At 68.7% G+C, this 19,023-nt stretch carries 17 protein-coding genes; 6 read left to right on the forward strand and 11 right to left on the reverse strand.

Going from position 1 to position 19,023, the window contains the following annotated elements:
* Positions 1-9: 9 nt before the first annotated feature.
* Both ACXPWS_RS24325 and ACXPWS_RS24330 read left to right on the forward strand, forming a co-directional pair.
* Positions 10-906 (forward strand): diphosphate--fructose-6-phosphate 1-phosphotransferase, encoded by an 897-nt coding sequence (locus tag ACXPWS_RS24325; RefSeq protein ID WP_458709110.1) that lies wholly within the window; start codon positions 10-12, stop codon positions 904-906.
* A gap of 61 nt (positions 907-967) precedes the next feature.
* Entirely contained in the window at positions 968-3,604 is a 2,637-nt protein-coding gene (locus ACXPWS_RS24330; protein WP_458709111.1) for an FHA domain-containing protein, read from the forward strand.
* A gap of 55 nt (positions 3,605-3,659) precedes the next feature.
* On the opposite strand, the gene ACXPWS_RS24335 is transcribed toward ACXPWS_RS24330, so the two are convergent.
* The 5 genes from ACXPWS_RS24335 to ACXPWS_RS24355 are packed head-to-tail and all read right to left on the reverse strand — an operon-like array spanning position 3,660 to position 8,252.
* Positions 3,660-4,223, reverse strand: a complete 564-nt coding sequence (locus ACXPWS_RS24335; RefSeq protein WP_458709112.1) for a pentapeptide repeat-containing protein — start codon at positions 4,221-4,223, stop codon at positions 3,660-3,662.
* Positions 4,224-4,250: 27 nt separating this feature from the next.
* Positions 4,251-4,811, reverse strand: coding sequence for a GTP-binding protein (locus ACXPWS_RS24340; RefSeq protein ID WP_458713677.1), 561 nt, complete (start codon positions 4,809-4,811; stop codon positions 4,251-4,253).
* Between the two features lie 52 nt (positions 4,812-4,863).
* Positions 4,864-5,253: a DUF742 domain-containing protein gene (locus tag ACXPWS_RS24345; protein ID WP_458709113.1), complete on the reverse strand. Its 390-nt coding sequence runs from the start codon at positions 5,251-5,253 to the stop codon at positions 4,864-4,866.
* 21 nt (positions 5,254-5,274) lie between these two features.
* Positions 5,275-5,676, reverse strand: a complete 402-nt coding sequence (locus tag ACXPWS_RS24350) for a serine protease inhibitor (RefSeq protein ID WP_458709114.1) — start codon at positions 5,674-5,676, stop codon at positions 5,275-5,277.
* Complete coding sequence (locus tag ACXPWS_RS24355; RefSeq protein ID WP_458709115.1) at positions 5,673-8,252, reverse strand: HAMP domain-containing sensor histidine kinase; 2,580 nt, start codon at positions 8,250-8,252, stop codon at positions 5,673-5,675. Before ACXPWS_RS24355 ends, ACXPWS_RS24350 begins: the two co-directional genes overlap by 4 nt.
* A 170-nt stretch (positions 8,253-8,422) precedes the next feature.
* Here ACXPWS_RS24355 and ACXPWS_RS24360 point away from each other — a divergent pair, with 170 nt between their 5' ends.
* Positions 8,423-8,887, forward strand: a complete 465-nt coding sequence (locus ACXPWS_RS24360) for a tRNA (cytidine(34)-2'-O)-methyltransferase (protein ID WP_458709116.1) — start codon at positions 8,423-8,425, stop codon at positions 8,885-8,887.
* 9 nt (positions 8,888-8,896) lie between these two features.
* Here the strand turns inward: ACXPWS_RS24360 and ACXPWS_RS24365 are convergent, their stop codons facing one another.
* Positions 8,897-10,105, reverse strand: a complete 1,209-nt coding sequence (locus tag ACXPWS_RS24365; protein ID WP_458709117.1) for an alpha/beta hydrolase family protein — start codon at positions 10,103-10,105, stop codon at positions 8,897-8,899.
* 95 nt (positions 10,106-10,200) lie between these two features.
* Here ACXPWS_RS24365 and ACXPWS_RS24370 point away from each other — a divergent pair, with 95 nt between their 5' ends.
* On the forward strand, positions 10,201-10,794 hold the full coding sequence (locus ACXPWS_RS24370; RefSeq protein WP_458709118.1) for a TetR/AcrR family transcriptional regulator: 594 nt from the start codon (positions 10,201-10,203) through the stop codon (positions 10,792-10,794).
* 3 nt (positions 10,795-10,797) lie between these two features.
* Here the strand turns inward: ACXPWS_RS24370 and ACXPWS_RS24375 are convergent, their stop codons facing one another.
* Positions 10,798-11,439 (reverse strand): nitroreductase family protein, encoded by a 642-nt coding sequence (locus ACXPWS_RS24375; protein WP_458709119.1) that lies wholly within the window; start codon positions 11,437-11,439, stop codon positions 10,798-10,800.
* Between the two features lie 23 nt (positions 11,440-11,462).
* Here ACXPWS_RS24375 and ACXPWS_RS24380 point away from each other — a divergent pair, with 23 nt between their 5' ends.
* Positions 11,463-11,876: a TIGR03667 family PPOX class F420-dependent oxidoreductase gene (locus ACXPWS_RS24380; RefSeq protein WP_458709120.1), complete on the forward strand. Its 414-nt coding sequence runs from the start codon at positions 11,463-11,465 to the stop codon at positions 11,874-11,876.
* 47 nt (positions 11,877-11,923) lie between these two features.
* Here the strand turns inward: ACXPWS_RS24380 and ACXPWS_RS24385 are convergent, their stop codons facing one another.
* Positions 11,924-12,145: a hypothetical protein gene (locus tag ACXPWS_RS24385; protein WP_458709121.1), complete on the reverse strand. Its 222-nt coding sequence runs from the start codon at positions 12,143-12,145 to the stop codon at positions 11,924-11,926.
* Positions 12,146-12,377: 232 nt separating this feature from the next.
* Entirely contained in the window at positions 12,378-15,653 is a 3,276-nt protein-coding gene (locus ACXPWS_RS24390) for an error-prone DNA polymerase (RefSeq protein ID WP_458709122.1), read from the reverse strand.
* Positions 15,654-15,855: 202 nt separating this feature from the next.
* On the opposite strand from ACXPWS_RS24390, the gene ACXPWS_RS24395 reads away from it, so the two are divergent.
* Positions 15,856-17,103 (forward strand): HNH endonuclease signature motif containing protein, encoded by a 1,248-nt coding sequence (locus tag ACXPWS_RS24395; protein ID WP_458709123.1) that lies wholly within the window; start codon positions 15,856-15,858, stop codon positions 17,101-17,103.
* A gap of 59 nt (positions 17,104-17,162) precedes the next feature.
* Here ACXPWS_RS24395 and ACXPWS_RS24400 read toward each other — a convergent pair whose 3' ends face one another.
* Together ACXPWS_RS24400 and ACXPWS_RS24405 are read right to left on the reverse strand one after the other, a co-directional pair.
* Positions 17,163-18,047, reverse strand: a complete 885-nt coding sequence (locus ACXPWS_RS24400) for a universal stress protein (RefSeq protein ID WP_458709124.1) — start codon at positions 18,045-18,047, stop codon at positions 17,163-17,165.
* A gap of 55 nt (positions 18,048-18,102) precedes the next feature.
* The gene (locus ACXPWS_RS24405) at positions 18,103-18,972 is read right to left on the reverse strand and encodes a MaoC/PaaZ C-terminal domain-containing protein (protein ID WP_458709125.1); all 870 of its coding nucleotides are present in this window, start codon (positions 18,970-18,972) and stop codon (positions 18,103-18,105) included.
* Between the last annotated feature and the right edge of the window lie 51 nt (positions 18,973-19,023).

Genomic DNA, 19,023 nt, shown 5'->3' on the forward strand with positions numbered 1-19,023 from the left:
CGCGACGCCATGCCCGCCGGCGACACCACGGTCACCTACCGCTACGTGCGGGTGGGCCTGGTCGCGCTGGTGGTGTTCCTGCTGGTCTCACTGGCCCTGACCGGGGCACAGAGCTGCGTGCAGGGGTCGATCAGCGCGTTCTTCTACACCCGGACGCACGGGGTGTTCATCGCCGCGCTGTGCGCGATGGGGATGTGTCTGATCGCCTACCAGGGCAGCCGCCTCGGCGAGGACGCGCTGCTCAACTTCGCCGGCTTCCAGGCGTTCCTGGTCGCCCTGATCCCCACCGCCGTCACAGATGTGTGCCGGCCCTGGCTGCCGTCGGTGACCGACCCGTTCGGCGCCGTCGCCAACAACGTCGTCGCGCTGTTCGTGGCCGCCGCGGCCGGGGTCGTCTTCTACCTCGGGCTGCAACGCTGGCGGCCCGCTCAGGACGCGCCGACGGCGTCGGCGCCGGACTGCGCGCAGGCCGACACCGGGTGGAAACGGGTGGCCGCGGTGCTGCTGGCCGTCGAGGGCGCGCTGCCGTGGACGCTGTTCGTGGTGGCCATCGCCGAGGGTCTGCTGCTGCTGGTCCCGTGGTTTCGGGACCGGGCCCACACCGTCGCCGCGGTCGCGATGTTCCTGGCCATCACCCTGGTCGCGCTGTACCACGCCTGTTACGCGCGGGCCGCGGTCCGGCACCGGCGCGCGCGGTTCTACGCGACGATCGCGGTGGCGATGCTGCTCACGGTGATCGCGGCGGTGGTGCTGTTGGGCACCCACCTGCCGTACGCCGTGCTCGGCGTCGAAATCGTGCTCATCGCGTTGTTCGGCGTGTTCTGGGGTGTACAGACCTGGGACGTGTGGAATGAAGAGGACAGGTATCCCGCCGCCGGCGTGCCGGCGCTGGCCGACTCCGGGTGATACCGAATCGGCACGTGTGCCGACCCATATGACCGCTCCGCTACCGATAGAGTTGCAGACGATGAGCCGACCCGCAGCGCCCGCCCTGTCCGTTCGCTACGACGGGTCCGCACGGACCTTCTCCGCTGGCAACGATGTCGTGATCGGCCGCGATCTGCGCGCCGACGTCCGGATCGCCCACCCGCTGATCTCCCGCGCGCACCTGGTGCTGCGGTTCGACCAGGGCCGGTGGATGGCCATCGACAACGGGTCGCTGAACGGGATGTACGTCAACGGCCAGCGGGTGCCCACCATCGACATCACCGATGGCCAGCGGCTCAACATCGGCAACCCGGACGGCCCGCTGCTGACCTTCGAGGTGGGACGCCACCAGGGATCGGCCGGTACGCCACCGCAGACGGCGTCGATCCCGGTCACCCAACGACAGAACACGGCATGGCCGACCCAACCGCCGTCGTCGAGCCCATGGCCGACCGGCGGCCCGCCGGTGTCGCGCCCGCAGCCCCAGTACCCGCCGCAGCCGAACTACCCGACCGGACCGCACTACCCGTCCGGGCCGCAGCCCAGCGCCCCGCAGCCGCAGTACCCGTCGGCCGCCCAGCCCAGCGCCCCGTACCCGACCTATCAGCAGCCGGCACCCGCCGCGCCGCCCACCACGATCGGGCCGACGGCCGTACCGCGACCGGCCACCAGCGGCGGCAGCGACAACATCGGCACGACGATGCTGAAGATCCTGCGGCCGGGACGCGCACCCGAGGTGCCGCCGGGCGGCATCAAGATCGGTCGGGCCACCGACAACGACATCGTCATCCCCGACGTGCTGGCCTCGCGCCATCACGCCACCCTGGTGCCCGTCGCCGGCGGCACCGAGATCCACGACAACCGCAGCATCAACGGCACGTTCGTCAACGGCCACCGCGTCGAAGAGGCCACGCTGCGCGACGGTGACGTCGTCACCATCGGTAACGTCGACCTGGTCTTCGCCGGCGGCACACTCGCCCGGCGCACCGAGACCGAGGCCGACACCCGCACCGGCGGACTGGAGGTGCGCGGCCTCACCTGGACCATCGAGGGCAACAAGACCCTGCTGGACAACATCTCGCTGGACGCCCGGCCCGGCACGCTGACCGCGGTGATCGGCCCCTCGGGCGCAGGCAAGTCGACCTTCGCCAAGCAGGTCGCCGGGTACACCCACCCGACCAGCGGCACCATCACCTTCGAGGGCCACGACATCCACGCCGAGTACGCCTCGCTGCGGTCCCGGATCGGGATGGTCCCTCAGGACGACGTGGTGCACGGTCAGCTGACCGTCAAGCAGGCCTTGATGTACGCCGCGGAGCTGCGGCTGCCACCGGACACCACCAAGGAAGACCGCGAACAGGTGGTCATGCAGGTCCTCGAGGAACTCGAGATGACCAAGCACCTGGAGACCCGCGTCGACAAGCTTTCCGGCGGTCAGCGCAAACGCGCGTCGGTGGCACTCGAATTGCTGACCGGCCCGTCGCTGCTGATCCTCGACGAACCCACCTCCGGCCTGGACCCGGCACTGGACCGGCAGGTGATGACTATGCTGCGCCAGCTGGCCGACGCCGGCCGTGTGGTGCTGGTCGTCACGCACTCGCTGACCTACCTGGACGTGTGCGACCAGGTGCTGTTGCTGGCGCCCGGAGGCAAGACGGCGTTCGCCGGCCCGCCGAACCAGATCGGTGCCCAGCTGGGCACCACCAACTGGGCCGACATCTTCAGCAGCGTCGCGGGCAATCCCGAGGAGGCCCAGCGGGCCTACCTGGCCCGCAGCGCCCCGACCCCACCGGCGCCGACGGCCGAGCAACCCGGAGATCTCGGTAAGCCCGCGAAAACCAGTCTGCTGCGCCAGTTCTCGACCATCGCGCGCCGCCAGTTCCGGCTGACCATCTCCGACCGCGGCTATTTCATCTTCTTGGCGCTGCTGCCGTTCATCATGGGCACGCTGGCCCTGACGGTGCCCGGCGACGTCGGCTTCGGCTTGCCGGTGCCCGCGATCAAGGGCGGTGATGCACCCAACGAGCCGGGACAGATCCTGGTGCTGCTCAACGTCGGCGCCATCTTCATGGGCACCGCGCTCACCATCCGGGCCCTGATCGGCGAGCGCGCCATCTTCCTGCGCGAGCAGGCCGTCGGGCTCTCGACATCGGCGTACCTGCTGGCCAAGGTGGCCATCTTCACCGTCTTCGCGCTGGTGCAGTCGGCCGTCGCGGTGACCATCGCGATCCTCGGCAAGGGCTGGGGCGAGGGTGCCGTCGCGAGCGGCCTGCTGCTGCCGCGCAGCCTGGAGCTCTACGTCGACGTGGCCGCCACCACGGTGACCGCGGCCATGGTGGGTCTGGCGCTGTCCGCGCTGGCCAAGTCCAACGAGCAGATCATGCCGCTGCTGGTCATCGCGATCATGTCCCAGCTGGTGTTCTCCGGCGGGATGATCCCGGTGACCGGACGCCTGGTACTCGACCAGATGTCCTGGATCACCCCGGCCCGCTGGGGCTTTGCCGCCACCGCGTCGACGATCGACCTGACCGGCCTGGTGCCCGCACCGTTGTCACCGGATGACTCGCACTGGAAGCACACCACCGGAACGTGGCTGTTCGACATCGGGATGCTGGCCGCGCTGTCGGTGTTCTACGTCGGCTTCGTGCGGTGGAAGATCCGACTCAAAGCGGGTTAGTTCGTCGCGATTTGTGCATGTTCGCCGGCGGTCAGCGCCGCTGTACGTGCACAAATCACTCGCCGTGGATGTCCAGTCCGTGGGCCGCGGCGTAGGCCAGCCCTTGGGCGATGTCGACGCGCACACCCCGCACCTTCGCGGTGGTCCAGAATGTCGGGTCCACCCGCGCGCCGCGCAGGTCGGCCTCGTCGAATTTGGCGTCCTGCACCCGCACTCCGGACAAATCGGCCTGCCGAAGCACCGCCTTGCGCAGGTCGGCGCCGACCAGGCTGGCCTCGCGTAGCCGGGACGACGACAGGTCGACGCCCCGCAGATCGCAGCCCCCGAGAACCGCCAGGGTCAGGTCCACCTCGGTCATCACCACCGGCCGCAGCCGTGCCTCGGTGAACACCGAGCCCAGCAGGCTGCAGTTGGTGAAGGTGCTGTGCCACAGGGTGGCCCGGCGGAAGTTGCAGTTCCGGAAGGCGGACCCGACGTGCACCGACTCGGTGAGATCCACCCCGCTGAAATCGCAGTCGTCGAACACGGTGCGTTCGGTGCGGATCCGGCTCAGGTCGTCCCCGCGAAAGTCGTGGCCGGTGAACTCACGGTCCACCCAGACTTGTTCGGGGCCCGTCATGATCGTCGACTCGCTCGCACGCTTGGCTCAGCCGGCCAACGCGGTCAGCGCGTATTCGGTGACCGCGATCAGTGCGTCGCGCGCCGAGTTCCGGTCCCTTGCGTCGACTGCGACGATCGGGATGCCGTCGGCCAGCGCCAGCGCCTGACGGATCGCGGCGGCCGGATGCCGTACGCCGCCGTCGAATTCGTTGACAGCGATGATGAACGGCAGCTTGCGCGCCTCGAAGAAATCCACCGCGGCGAAGCTGTCCTGCAGCCGGCGCACGTCCACCAGGATCACTGCGCCGATGGCCCCGCGCACCAGGTCGTCCCACATGAACCAGAACCGCCGCTGGCCGGGTGTGCCGAACAGGTAGAGCACCAGGTCCTGCGCCAGCGTGATGCGGCCGAAGTCCATCGCCACCGTCGTGGTGTTCTTGTGCGGCGTGTCCTCCAGCGCGTCCACCCCGGCGGACTCGGTGGTCACCAGCGCCTCGGTGCGCAGCGGCATGATCTCCGACACCGCTCCCACGAAAGTGGTCTTGCCCGCGCCGAAACCGCCGGAGATGACGATCTTGGTGGAGGATGAGCGCTCGCGCGAAGACAGTGTGGAGGATGAGCGCTCGCGCGAAGACACTGGAGGATCAGTGGTGCCTCCTTCAAAGAGCCCGTAGGCCACGCAATGTCCTTCCGATCAGTTCGCGTCGTTCGTCGGTCGAGGCGGCATCTGCGAGAGTGCCGTGCACCCTGAGGTATCCCTGGGCGACCAGATCTCCGATCAGCACGCGTGCCACGCCGAGCGGCAACGATAGACGAGCCGCGATCTCCGCGACCGACGGACTATCCCTGCCGAGTTCCAGTATCCGCGCCCGGACGTCATTCCCGGGCCAGCGCGGCGCCGGACCCAGATCGCGTGTCCGGATGGGCGCTTCCCAGGGCAGCGCAACGGCGGGTTCGGTGCGTCCGGCGGTCAGCGTGTACGGCCGGACCAGGCTGGGCTCGGCGGAGCCCGGTGCCCATTCGCCGTCCCGCTCGTTCACCCGCTTCACACCCGTTTCTCTGCGGCCGGCTCACATGTGCTGGCGTGGTCGCCGCGCCGACTGCACGACGGTGCCGACCCGTTCGACGAGGATGGCCATCTCGTAGCCGATCTGGCCGATATCGCAGGACCGGGTGGCCAGGGTGGCCAGGTTCGAGCCGTCCCCCACCCGCATCAGCAACAGGTAGCCGTTCTCCATCTCCACGATCGACTGCATGACGTGGCCGCCCTCGAACAGTTGCGCGGCCCCGGTGGACAGGCTGGCCAGCCCGGACGCCACCGCGGCCAGCTGATCGGCCCGCTCGAGGGGCATGTGCTCGCTGGCCGCCATCAGCAGGCCGTCGGCGGACACCAGGACGGCATGCGACACCCCGGACACCTCGCGGGCGAACTTGGACACCAGCCAGTCGAGGGATGCACGGGTGGTCGTCATTCGGGTTCCTCCGCAGGGGCGAGCGAAGCGACGGGATATTCGCCGTCGCGGGCGTGGCTCCTGGCCGCGTGCACACCCCCGAAGTGACTGCTGAGGCTGGCCCGCACGGCGGCCGGGTCCGGCAGTGGTCCGGTGTCGAACTCCTGGTCGGCGGGGTCAGATGTTATCTCGTCGACGGCCGCTCCGGTGCCCGGCACCAACCGGGCCCCCGGCCTGCGCACCGGCAACCCCTCCGAGGTGTGCTCGGAAACCGGCGTGTCCTCGGCGGCGGCGGCCGCTGACCAACCGTTGTCCCACACCGACTTCCAGTCCAGATCGGTGCTGGCACCCAGGTCGGTGGGATCGACCAGCCATTCGGAGAGCATCTTCTGATAGATCGCGTCCTCCGAGCCGGTCGCCGGTTCGCTGCGCGCCGGCGGCGGGGCATCGTTGCGCGCAGGCGGCTCGTCGCGCACCTGGGCCCGGGCCGCGAAGAACGACGAGGTGTCGGCGGGCCGCTCTGTTGGCCGCACGGTCGGCTCGGCTTCGACGTCGGCGATCCTGCTGGCACCCGGGTTACGTTGCGGCAGAACCGAACCCGGCGGCTGGTAGTCGGCAGGCGCGACGGGTGGCTCCGGATCGGCGGCCCGGCGGAAAACCGGCGGCCCGACGGCGGCCGCCGGTGCCGGGATGAAGTCGGCGAACCGGGAGGTGGCGAAATCGCCGACCAGCAGGTGCTGCGGGACGTACACCCCGGCGGTGGTGCCCGACCCGGGTTCACCGGCCACGGTGCTGCGCAGCCGCACCACCAGGCCGTGCGCGGAGGCCAGCCGACCGATCACGAACAGCCCCATGTGCCGCGCGGTGTAGGGGTTGACCTCACCGCCGGACTGCAGCCGGATGTTGGCGACCCGCAGGTCGGCCTCGGTCATCCCCAGCCCCTCGTCGGCGATCTCGATCACCAGGGCGCCGTCGCCGGTGTACACCGCAGACACCCGCACCGGGTTGCTGGGCGGTGAGTAGCGCAGCGCGTTGTCCATCAGTTCGGCCAAGACGTGCACCAGGTCCGCGGCGACGCCGCCGCTGATCTCGCTGTCGGGCACGGAGCCGGTGACCACCCGGGTGTACTCCTGCACCTCGGAGGCCGCGGCGTTGACGACGGCCGCCAGCGCGACCGGTTCGGACTGCTCCCGTGACACCTTGGTGCCCGCCAGCACCAGCAGGTTCGCGCCATTGCGGCGCATCCGGGCGGCGAGATGGTCCAGCCGGAACAGGCTCTCCAACCGCTGCGGGTCCGCCTCATCGCGTTCCAGCTGGTCGATCAGCGTCAGCTGCTGGTCCACCAGCGACCGGCTGCGCCGCGACAGCGTCTCGAACATATCGCTGACCTGCAGCTGAAACCGGGCCTGCTCGCCGGCCAGCAGGACGGCCTGTTCGTGAAGTTCATCGACGGCGTGCGCAACCTGGCCGACCTCCTCGGTGGTGTGCACCGGCAGCGGGCGGATCGGGCCGGGGTCACCGCCGGCGCGGACCTGTTCCAGTTCGCGGGCCAGGTCCTGGTGCGCCACCCGCAGCGCGCCGTCGCGCAGCCGGCGCAACGGCCGGACCAGTGACCGCGCCACCAGAGCGACCGCGGCCAGGGCGACCAGGATGGCGCCGATGACCAGGACCGCGTCGCGGATGGCGGTGCTGCGCCGGTCGGCGGCCTGGCTTTCCACGGCCGAGGTCACCGACGCCGAGGTGTCGGCGATGATCTTGCCGGCAATCTCGTTGGTGACCTGGATCGACTGGCCCAGGTCCGGGTTGTTGGGCAGCGGCACGGCCGGATCCGACATGATGCCCATCCGGCGGACCATCTGCTCCTGCAACTTCTGGGCTTGCGCGGAACCGACGCCGAGCACCTGGCTCATGCCGAACAGCGTCGAGGGCTCGGTACCGGCAAGGGTGACCATCGACGTGCGCAGTTCGGGCTCGGGCAGCTCTGCGCCGCCGTTGACCAGCAGCTGCTGCATCATCATCTGGCCGCGCGCCCCGACTGCGCGGGACAGCCCGAGCGTTTCGGCGCGGATCTTCTCGTCCTCGACCCGCACCGAACCGTTGATCGCGTCCTCGGCGGTCAGCAGGATGGGGGCGTAGGTGGTGATCCGGTCCCGCAGCCCGATGCTGTTGGAGGTGACCCCGTTGAGCAGCTGCTGACCGCCCTGCAGGATCGCGGTGACGCCTTTTCCCACATCGGGTACCGCGTCGGTGTCGGCCAGTTTGTCGGCCAGTGCCTTGCGGCTCGCGTCGAACGCACTCAGGGCCGGTTGCGCGTCGGTGCCGGTGGAGTTGGCAAGCAGCGCGGCGTCGAGCGCGGCCATGTAGTTCGTGATGGCGGGCACCAGTTCGGCACGGTCGGCGGCGCGGCGCAGGTCGGTGGCCGCGTTGAGGCCGGAGTAGATCCGCAAGCCGCCGAGCACCCCCGCCAGCACGAGCGGAACCAGCGCGATGGCAAGCACTTTCCAGCCGACGGGCCAGTTGCTCAGCGCCCAGCGCGACGGCTTGCCCACCGGCGGCGGCGCGTCTTGCGTTGTGGCGTGGGTGAATTCGTCGCTCATTGGCTTCCTGCTGCGTTAGCCCGCAGTTGGGGCCGGCGTGGCACGCCGATCGCAATTTGTCGATTATGACAGCCGTATGCAGCGCTTTCTACAGTTCGCAAGTGTTCGCGCACAGTTCGTGACCGAGATGTTGCCCGGTTGTGTGATGGCGCGGATGACATCATCGTCGGATGTTCCGCGTGCTGTTCTTCTCGCCCCGGATCGCGCCGAACACCGGAAACGCGATCCGGATGGTGGCGGCGACGGGGTGCGAACTGCATCTGGTCGAACCGCTCGGTTTCGATCTGTCCGAGCCGAAGCTGCGCCGGGCCGGGCTGGACTACCACGATCTGGCCTCGGTCACGGTGCACGCCGACCTGGCCTCGGCGTGGGCCGCACTGATGCCGGCCGCGGTGTACGCGTTCACCGCGCACGCCGACAGATCCTTCGCGCAGGTGTCCTACCGGCCCGGCGATGTGTTGATGTTCGGCCCCGAGCCGACCGGTCTGGATGCCGAGACGCTGAGCGACCCGCACATCACCGGCCGGGTACGCATCCCCATGCTGTCGGGCCGGCGGTCATTGAATCTGTCCAACGCGGCGGCGGTGGCGGCCTACGAGGCATGGCGCCAGCACGGTTTCGACGGTGCGGTGTAGGTCGGTAGCTCACTGCCGTTGCGGCAGAACCGCATTGAGCCAGTCGAAGATCACCTGGTGGACCCTGCTCATCGCACCCATGTGACAGTGCTCGCCCGCCCCGTCTGCTTCGCGCAGGCTGACCAGCGTCGTCTCGGCATTCACCAGCGCTTCGGCGACACGTTGTGGTTCGCCCTTGAAGAACTGGTCGTTCTCCGCGTCGAGCACCAGAGTGGGGGCGGTGATCCGATCCGCGATGCCGGCCAGGGTGTAGCGGCCGAACACCTCCGGCAGGGCGGCCGGACTGTCCACGCCCATCACCCACACACCGTTGCGGAGCGCCCATCGGATCTGGGTGTCGAATCCCATCAGCAGTGTCAGCACCTGGTTCACGGCATCGGTGTTGCCGTCGGCGATCCACTGGGTGAGGAACGCAGGCATAGCGCCCGCCACCGCGGAACCGAAATCGAACACGCCGTCGTCGAGGATCACCGCGGCGAGCCGGTCGTCGAAGGCGGCCGCGCGGGCCGCCAGATAGCCGCCCAGGCTGTAGCCGAACAAGGCAATCCGGTCGGCGGCGATCTCGGGGCGGGTGAGTGCGAAGTCGAGCACCGGGGTGACGACGGCCTCCCAGTCGTGCCGGAACACCAGCCGCTGCTCGCGAATCGCCATGCCCTGACCTGGCCCGTCGAAGGCCAGCACGTGGTATCCGCGGGCCAGGGCCGCGGCTGCGATGGCGAAGTAGGACTCCTCCAGCGTCGAGTCGTAGCCACTGTTGTAGACGACGGTCGGCCGGGGTTCGCCCGAGTCGTCGGCCAGGTACAGGTAGCCGGGCAGCGTGGTGTCCAGATACGGGATGCGCACCTGCTCGAAGCCGAAGTCGAACAACCCGATCGCGGCCAGGAAGGTGTCGCGGGATGCGCGGGACAACTCGGTGACCTCGGGATCGTCGAAAGGGTCCACCCGGCGGTAGAACTCGGCGGTCCGGTAGTAGTTCGAGGCCCGCAGCAGGGCCTCCCGTGCGCTGACCGACTGGCCGTTGGCCAGCGATTCCCGGCCCAGCGCCTCGACCCGCCGGGCGGTGGCTTTCCACTCCCGATGCCAGGCGACCTCGTCCCCTTCGGGGATGGCACGGGCGGTGACCAGCACCTCCCCCAGGTCCGCGCCGCCGTAGCCGGCGAAACCCGCAGCCCGCAGGGTCTCGAAGGAGAACGACTCATCATCGAACAGGAACTTCACGGCGCACCCCTAAACGAAACGGAACGGTTACGTCTCGTATAATCGCATCGACGTTGCCGGAACGCAACCGTTCCGTTTGAGCTAGGGTTTCGTCCGTGCCCCCATCCCCGCGCCGCCGCACCTCGGGCGGACCGGTCCTGCAGGACGAGGTGACCGCCGCCATCGAGGAGGCCTACTTCGCCGAACTCGCCGAAGCCGGTTACGGCAGGTTGTCGATCGATGCGGTCGCCAAACGCGCCGGCGTCGGCAAGGCGGCCGTGTACCGGCGCTGGCGATCCAAACTCGATATGACCGTCGCCCTGGTGTCCAAGAAAGCCGTCGCCGCGATCGATGTGCCCGACACCGGCACCTTGCGTGGTGATGTGCTGCAGTACCTGCGCGATGCCCGCGACACCCTGTCGCATCCGATGGTTCGGCGGATCGGGCCGGATCTGCTGGCCGAAGCCATCCGCAATCCGGAACTGGCCGCGATACTCGGCGACAACGTCCGCGAACCCCGGCGGGCCAAAGCGGCCGAACTGTTCACCCGGGCCATCGAACGCGGCCAACTCGCCTCGGGCACCGATACCGATCTGGCGATGGACCTGCTGGCCGGGCCGCTCTACTGGCGACTGGCCGTGGTGCAGTTATCCGCCGACGACGACTACTGCGAACGCCTTACCGAGCGGATCGTGGCGGCGTTGCGCTGAGCATCACCAGGTGTCCCAGTGCGCGAACTGCTCGGCGGGCAGCCGCTTGGCCTTCTTGAAGTCGGTGCCCTTGGTGTAGGCGATCGGGAAGAGGCCGGCTTGGGAGTACTTGTCGAACGGGATGCCCAGGATCTCGGCGGCCTGCTTCTCACCGTCGCCGAGCAGGTGCAGCGTGGTCCACGCCGAACCCAACCCGCGGGAGCGCAGCGCCAACATGAAGCTCCACACCGCGGGCAGCAACGATCCCCAGAACGACGCGCTCAACCCGGCGGGCGCCCCGTCCGGCCGGCCCTCCAGCACCGGGATCAACAGCACCGGGGCTTTCTCCATGTTGTCGTTGAGGTAGCTCGCCGAGGACCGCACCGCATCGATCTGCCCGTCGCGGGCGTCACCGAACGTATCCTTCGGCGCCGCCAGGTACGGGGTCGCATTGGTGCGGTAGATGTCGGCGATGGCCTTCTTCTTCGCCTCATCCTCGACGAAAACCCATTGCCAGCCTTGCGCATTCGAACCCGTCGGCGCCTGCAAAGCCAGATCCAGACATTCCAGCAGCACCTCACGCGACACCGGTTTGTCGAAATCGAGGCGTTTGCGCACCGAGCGCGTGGTGGTCAGAACTTCATCGGCGGACAGGTTCAGTGTCATACCGCGAGACTACATTCGCGTTCATGAGCACCGAGCTGACGAATGACACCGCGGACCGCCTGAAAACCGACGACTACGGCTGGCTGACCACCGTCGCGAAGTCGGGGCAGCCCGTACCCAAATTGGTCTGGTTCCATTTCGACGGGACCGACATCGTCGTCTACACCACGCCGACCGCGGCCAAGGTGCGCCACATCCGTAACCACCCACAGGTGAGCCTGAATCTCGACTCCGACGGCAACGGCGGCGGGATCATCGTGGTCGGCGGTACCGCACGGATCGACGCCGAGGGGGTGGACGCTCGCCAGGACGCTTCGTACTGGACCAAGTACGAGGCCGCTGCCGCACAGTTCGGCCTGACCGAAGCGATGGCCGGGTACAGCACCCGTATCAAGATCGCCGTCCAAAAGGTATGGACCACCCCGACCGAGGGCTGACGTGCATAAACCCCTCCCCATTTCGGGGAGGGGTTCTCGCAGGTAGGTCAGTGATTCTGCAGGTTGGCGATCCTGGCCGGGCCGTGGTTGTTGTGCCAGCCGGGCTTGGCGGTGGGGGCCGGCTTGGCGAACGTGTCCGGGCTGTAGGAGTAGCCGGGGCCGCTCGGCGTGGTGGTCGTGGTGGCTGCGGCGGCGGTGCCGGCGAGGCCGAGTGCGCCCGCGCCGATGATGCCGGCGGTGACGATGCCGAGTCCGAGGGTCTTGATCATGTTCGTAATCCTTTGCGTGAGTGAGCTTTTGGTTTGTCTTGCCGGCTTGTTCGGCCGTTGAGATAAGAATGCCCCGGTGCACGCGCCGGGTCTGTCGGGTGACCGGTGGATGCACCGGATGAACTGGTTGTCCCCCGATCGGGGGAAGCGCGCCGTTGCCGCGACGACGGCCGCCGGCCGACGTGGCGGCCATGGCGCGAAAGTGCGAGTGACCGGCGCCCGCAGCGCCGAGTCAGCGGAAGTCGCGGGACCGTGACGTCACACGCAGGTCAACCGGGGCCATCCGGTCTGCCACGACCGTGACCGCCCCGCTCGCGTTCTGCACGATGCCCCGGATGATCAGCGCCGACGCGGTCTGCGCCAGCTTGCGATGCCGCGACCACACGCCGGGCGAGCACAGCACGTTGACCATGCCGGTCTCGTCCTCCAGGTTCATGAACGTCACCCCTGCCGCGGTGGCGGGTCGCTGCCGGTGGGTCACCGCGCCGGCCACCAGGATCCGGGTCCCGTCGGGCACCTCGAGCAGATTGCCCGCGGGGATCACTCCCAGCTCGTCGAAATTCTCCCGCAGGAACTGAGTGGGATAGTGCTGCGGCGAGACACCGGTGGCCCACACGTCGGCCGCGGTGAGTTCGAGGTCGGTCATCCCGGGCAGCGACGGGATACGCGATGAGGCCCCCACCCCGGGGAGCCGGTCCGGGCGTTGCGTCGCGGCCGCTCCCGCCGACCACAACGCCTCGCGGCGGGAGATCCCGAAACAGTCCAGTGCACCGGCGGTGGCCAGCGCCTCGGTCTGCGGGACCGACAGCTGCACCCGTGCAGTCAGATCCAACAGCGAGGCGAACGGTCCGTGCGCCTCGCGCTCGTCGACGATGCGCTGCGCCAGCCCGTCGCCGATATGCCGGACGGCGCCGAGCCCGAGCCGCACGTCCGATCCCTCGTTCTCGCACGTGGCGTACGCAAGGCTGGCATTGACGCACGCACCGTGCACCTGCACGCCGTGCCTGCGGGCATCGGCCACCAACGATTGCGGTGAATAGAACCCCATCGGCTGGGCCCGCAGCAGCGCCGCGCAGAACACCGCGGGATGGTGCAGTTTGAACCATGACGAATAGAACACCAATGAGGCGAAGCTCAGCGAATGACTCTCCGGGAAACCGAAATTGGCGAAGGCTTCCAGCTTCTCGTAGATGCGGTCGGCGATGTGCCCGGTGATGCCGTGCTTTTCGCGCATCCCGTCGTAGAACCGGCCGCGCAGCCGGCGCATCCGCTCGGTGGAACGTTTGGAGCCCATCGCCCGACGCAACTGGTCGGCCTCGGCGGCGCTGAACCCGGCACAGTCCACCGCCAGCTGCATCAGCTGCTCTTGGAACAGCGGCACGCCCAGCGTCTTGCGCAGCGCCGGCTCCATGGACGGGTGATCGTAGGTGGCCTCCTCCTCTCCGTTGCGCCGCCGGATATAGGGATGCACCGATCCGCCCTGGATCGGGCCGGGGCGGATCAGCGCCACCTCGACCACCAGGTCGTAGAACTCCCGGGGTTTCAGCCGCGGCAGGGTCGCCATCTGGGCCCGCGACTCCACCTGGAACACCCCGACCGAATCGGCCCGTTGCAGCATCTCGTACACCGCAGCCTCAGAGAGATCCAGCTGTGCCAGGTCGACGTCGATCCCCTTGTGTTCGGCCGCCAGGTCGATGGCATAGTGCAGAGCCGAGAGCATGCCGAGCCCCAGCATGTCGAACTTCACCAAACCTATTGCCGCGCAGTCATCTTTGTCCCACTGCAGCACACTGCGGTTTTCCATCCTGGCCCATTCCACCGGGCAGACGTCGGCGATCGGACGGTCGCAGATCACCATGCCGCCGGAGTGGATGCCCATGTGCCGGGGCAGGTTGGAGATCTGCGTGGCCAGGTCCACCACCTGGGCGGGGATGTCCTCTACATCAGGTGAGTCGGCGAGTCCGTTCCACCGACTGATCTGCTTGCTCCACGCGTCCTGCTGCCCCTGCGAGAAACCCAGGGCCCGCGCCATGTCCCGGATCGCGCTGCGGCCCCGGTAGGTGATGACGTTGGCGACCTGAGCGGCGTAGTCCCGTCCGTACTTCCGATAGACGTACTGGATGGCGTCCTCGCGCAGATCGGATTCGATGTCGATATCGATATCGGGTGGGCCGTCCCGGGCCGGGGACAGGAACCGCTCGAACAACAGGTCGTTGCGGACCGGGTCGACATTGGTGACCTTGAGCGCGTAACAGACCGCCGAATTGGCCGCCGATCCCCTGCCCTGGCACAGGATGCCGTTCTCCCGGCAGAACCGGGTGATGTCGTGCACCACCAGGAAATAACCCGGGAAGTCCAGTTGCTCGATGATCTTCAATTCGTGCTCGAGCTGCGCGTACGCCTTGGCCGCCCGCGCCCGTGGACCGTAGCGCTCGGCGGCGCCGATCTCGACCAGATGGCGCAGCCAGCTGTTCTCGGTATGCCCGGCCGGGACCGCGAACGGCGGCAACCGGGGCGCGATGAGACTCAGCCCGAAGGCGCACTGCTCACCGAGATCGGCTGCCGCCGAGACGATCTCGGTGCCGAACAGTCGTGCCATCTCTTCCCCGGAGCGCAGGTGGGCGCCACCGAGTGGGGCCAGCCAGCCGGCCGCGGAGTCCAGCGAGTTGCGCGCCCGGATGGCGGCCATCGCCATGGCCAGCCGACCACGGGACGGCTCGGCGAAATGCGCACCGGTGGTGGCCACCACGCCCACCCCGAACCGCGGCGCCAATGCGGCCAGCGCGGCATTGTGCTCGTCATCGCGCGGGTGGCCATGGTGGGTCAGTTCGATACTGACCCGGTCCGCACCGAACCGGTCCACCAGATCGGCCAGCGCCCGGGCCGCCGCTTCCGGTCCACCCGTCGACAATGCCTGGCGGACATGCCCTTTGCGGCAACCGGTGAGAATATGCCAGTGCCCGCCGGCCGCCTCGGTGAGGACATCGAAGTCATAGCGCGGTTTGCCCTTCTCCCCGCCGACCAGATGCGCGGCGGCAAGCTCGCGGGACAGCCGCCGATACCCTTCCGGGCCGCGCGCCAGGACCAGCAGATGCGGGCCGGGTGGATCGGGGTCTTCGGTGCGGGCCACATTACCCAGCGACAGTTCGGCACCGAACACCGTGGACACATCGAGTTCGCGGGCGGCCTCGGCGAACCGCACCACCCCGTAGAGACCGTCATGATCGGTCAGCGCGATGGCCCGCAGATTCAGCCGCGCCGCCTCCTCGACGAGCTCCTCCGGCGTGCTGGCCCCGTCCAGAAAGCTGTACGCCGAATGCGCGTGCAGTTCGGCGTACCGGACCGCAGAGCCGCCGCGCTCGATACCGGCCGGCTGGTAGGCACCGCGCTTGCGGGACCAGGCGGGGCTGTCCCCGCCGTCACCCGGCGGCGGTTCGATCCGGCGCGCCCGGCCGGCCAGTACCCGCTCCATCTCCGACCAGGTCGGCGGTCCGTTGTGCCAGCCCACCCCGCCAGTGTATCGAACAATTGTTCGAATCGTCGATCAGCCGGGGATGTCCATCCGCTGGGTGCCGATGACCGCCAGCAATCGCAGCGCCTCCTCCGAGGAGGAACCCGGTTCGGCGGTGTAGATGGCCACGCGTTGATCCATATCGGCGATGCCACCCTGGAGGTCAGAACTTGTCGTACCCCTCTGTGACAATGGTGTCATGTCCAGCGCCGCAGCGTCTTTGGCTTCGCAGGCTAGTCCTGCCGAGCGGCTTGAGGTGTTGTTCGGGGAGCTGGCCGAGTTGTGTGGGCAGCGCAATGCGATCGACGGTCGGCTGGTCGAGATCGTGGCCGCGTTGGAGCGCGAAGATCTGGCGGGGTTGACCGGGGCCCGGTCGCTGTCGGCGTTGGTGGCCTGGAAAACCGGTGCCACCCCCCGCAACGCCGACACCGTCGTGGCCGTCGCGCGCCGGATCGAGGAATTGCCGGTCTGCGTCGCCGGCCTGTGTGCGGGTCGGTTGTCGTTGGATCAGGTCGGTGTGATCGCCGAACGCGGCGCCCACGGTAGCGATGCGCATTACGCCGAACTGGCCGCCTCAGCCACGGTGGCCCAGTTGCGCACCGCGATCAACCTGGCACCCCGAGACGAACCCGAACCCGAGCGGCCCGAGCCCGGGCCCGGGCCTGAGGTCACCAAAACCAGCGAGAGCGCGGACTACACCACCTACCGGATCCGGTTACCGCGCCTGGACGCCGCAAAATTCGATACGGCCATGCAGTCCCACCACGACGGCCTGATCACCGACCACACCGAAGACACTGGCGCGGACACCCCGTTTCCGACCCGGGTGGATGCCTTCATGAGTGTGGTCGAGGCTGGCTGGGACACCGAGGCGGCGCGGCGCCCGCACGGCCAGCACACCACCATCGTCGTGCACCTCGACCTCGAGCAGAAGACCGCCGCCCTGCATTTGGGTCCGGTGCTGACCGAGGCGGAACGACAATTCCTGAGCTGTGATGCGACCTGCGAAGTGTGGTTCCAGCGCCACGGCCGACCGATCGGGGCTGGACGCACCACCCGCACCATCAGCCGCCGGCTACGCCGCGCCCTAGAACACCGCGACCGCTGCTGCGTGATCCCCGGCTGCGCCACAACCCGGGGATTGCATGCCCACCACATCACACACTGGGAAGACGGCGGCGTCACCGAGCTGTCGAATCTGGTGCTGGTCTGCCCCCATCACCACCGACTGCACCACCGCGGCGCCCTGAACATCACCGGACCCGCCGACCGACTCGCCGTCACCGACCACAACGGACAACCACTGCACCGCGGAACCCTGGCCCACCCACCGGCCACACCACCACCCGACGTCGCGCCCTATCCCGGACCGACCGGCGAACGCGCCCAATGGTGGTGGTACCAACCCTTCCCACCACCACCGACACCGGCACCCAACACCGGGTGACGTGCCCGCCTTGCCTTGGGCGGCCAGCCCCTGTGGTGATTACGCGGTGTCACCGGCACTCACGATGCCTCCCCATCGCGGTGTTGGCTTCGCGGGACCACGACAATGGGAACCTCGACGACGCGCAGGATCTTGGCCGCCGTGGAGCCGAGGAACAACCTGCGCGGGGCGGCCAGCCGGCTGGAACCGACCATGATGAGATCACCGTCCCGCCATGACAGCTTGTTCACGGCGTCCTCCACGGTGGCGCCGTCGGTCACCGTCGCCGTCACCGGAAACCCTTCCGGCAGAGCTTCTTGCGCGGTGTCCAGCGCTTGCCGCGCGTGCGCGAGGGCGTGCTCGCGCACCGCGTCCGGGTCGCTGCGCAGGGCACCCAGCACCGGATCCAGCGCCACCAGCGAGACAAGTCGCAGCGGCGTGCCTGCGGCCCGGCTGGCCGCCACCGCCGTCTCCAGCAACAGATCGGCCCCAGCCCGCTCCCCCAGTGCGCACGTCACCTCGCGGACCTGGCCCACCTCGGAGAGCCGAATTCCTCTGGGCGCCACGGCCACCGGGACGGGCGCCGAGTGCAGCAGTTCGTTGACCACCGAGCCCAACGAAAAGCTCCCGGCCAATCCACCACCGGCGCCACCGACCACGATCGCCGCGGCGTCCAGCCGCAGCGCCTCCCGGATCAGCCCGTCGGCGAACGAATCACTGAAGCTGACATGCGGGTTCACCACGACCCCGGCCGGCACCGTCGCCTGCGCGTCGGTGAGCCAGCCGAGGGCCTGCCGAACCAATGCCTCCTCGTAGCCGTCGGCGTGCACCATCGCGGGCACCCGGTCCGGCGGCAGCATCACGCACAGTTCGAGATCGGCACCCAACGTGCGGGCCAGCCGGACACCCAGAGCCAACGCATCGGCACCACCGGGGGTTGCCAGGTACCCGACAAGCAGTTTCATAGCGCCATCCTGTCAACGTGCCACCAGATGCACGGCGCTTCGCGGATTTCTGCGGTCAGGCCGAGAACTCCGCGACCCCGTCGTCGAGCACCAGTCGCGCGCCGGAGCCGTCGGCAGCGGCGGCCTCGGTGCGGAACAGCGCGCGGCCGTCACCGGTGCGCCAGATCGAGGTGGTCAGCGTCTCCCCCGGGAACACCGGCGAGCTGAAACGCGCCGCCACCGCATGTACTTTCGTCGCATCGCCATTGCCGAGCTCGGCCACCAGCGCCCGACCGGCCACACCGTAGGTGCACAACCCGTGCAAGATCGGCTTGGGGAACCCGGCCAGTGTCTGCGCGAACCACGGGTCGCTGTGCAGCGGATTGCGATCACCGGACAGCCGGTACAGCAGGGCCTGGTCCTCCCGGGTCGGCAGCGCCACCGTCGCGTCGGGGGCACGGTCGGGGAAGTCCGGGGCCGCCGGGCGCTGACCGGGCTGGCCGCCGAACCCGCCCTCGCCTCGAATGACCACGGTGGTCAGCGTTTCCACGACGATCTCACCGGTGCCCGGCTCGGCACCGAAACCCTTGAGCATCACCACCGCGTTCTTGCCTTCGCCCTTGTCCTGGATGTCGGCGACCTCGGAATGCACGCTCAGGCGCCCGGCCGGCGGCAGCGGCTTGCGCAGCCGGATCTCCTGGGACCCGTGCAGCAGCATGCCGAAGTTGAAGCTGCCGATCTTCAGTGCCGCGGCGAACGGCGAGCAGGCGATGATCGCGAAGGTCGGCAGCACCTGCTGTTCGATGTCGTGACTGTTCTCGGTGGTGAACGCGAGATCGTCGACACCGGCGCCCACGCCCAGGGCGTACAAGAGAGTGTCGCGGTCGGTCCAGGTGAAGTCCTGGGCTTCGGTTCTGGCGCCGACGGCGCTCGGATCGATCGGCATGGCGGGTCTCCCTTTTCGTCGGGTGAGGTGGTGTGACGGGCTCGAGTCGCG

The organism is Mycobacterium sp. BMJ-28 (genome assembly GCF_054404835.1).